Source organism: Allokutzneria oryzae (assembly GCF_042429765.1).
GTDB lineage: Bacteria > Actinomycetota > Actinomycetes > Mycobacteriales > Pseudonocardiaceae > Allokutzneria > Allokutzneria oryzae.
Map to the genome: position 1 here is coordinate 1 of NZ_JBHLZU010000041.1, position 872 is coordinate 872.

Consider the following 872-nt stretch of genomic DNA (forward strand, 5'->3'; position numbering starts at 1 on the left):
GGGGTCGATTCCCTGGTGACGCGGCGGGCCATGGTGTCGATCATCGCGATGTGGATCATGGCCTCGGAGCGACTGGGGAGGGCTTCGTAGTCACGGGCTAGGCGGCGGTGGAGCATGAGCCAGCCGAAGGTGCGCTCGGCCACCCAACGCCTTGGCACTACTGCGAATCCTCGGATGCCGGGGTCGCGGTGGACGATCTCCATGTCGATGCCGAGGGTGGCCGCGTGCTCGACCAGGTGTTGGCGGTAGCCGGCGTCCACCCACGCTTTGCCCACGGTGGGGTGGACGGCGGCGAGGTGGTCTGTCAGCCGCTCACCAGCGACGGAGTCGGGCACGCTGGCGGCGGTGACCAGCACCGCGAGCAGCAGGCCCAGGGTGTCGACGACGATGCTGCGCTTGCGGCCCACGATCTTCTTCGCGGGGTCGGCGCCCTGGGTGGAGCGGGGCGCGTTGGTGGAGGTCTTGACGCTTTGGGCGTCCAGCGCGCAGGCCGTGGGCTCCGCCTGGCGCCCGGAGCTGGTTCGCGTCAGCCGGCGCAGCAGGCCGGACAGCCGCTCGAAGACGCCGTCGCGCTGCCAGTGTGCGAAGTAGGCGTAGACCGTCTGCCAGGGCGGGTACTCGTGGGGCAGGTAGCGCCAGGGGATTCCGGTGCGGTCGACGTACAGGATGGCGTCGAGGATGTCCCGCAGTTGGTGCTCCGGCGGGCGGCCGATGGGCAGGCCTCGTCGTCGGCGTTGCTCCCGCCAGGCGGTCAGGACGGGCTCGACCAGCGCCCAGCGGGCGTCGGACAGGTCACTGGGGTACGGGTCGCGTTCGGCCATGCCCTCGGCGTACCCCCGAAGCCGGGCCAGTGCCCAGAAGCCGACATCCCA

General features: G+C 71.0%; 1 protein-coding gene. It reads right to left on the reverse strand.

The genetic code is table 11. From position 1 onward, the window contains the following. Positions 1-821: IS5 family transposase (locus ACFFQA_RS37975; RefSeq protein WP_377862667.1), on the reverse strand; the 821-nt coding region annotated here is incomplete at its 3' end. Positions 822-872: the final 51 nt, after the last annotated feature.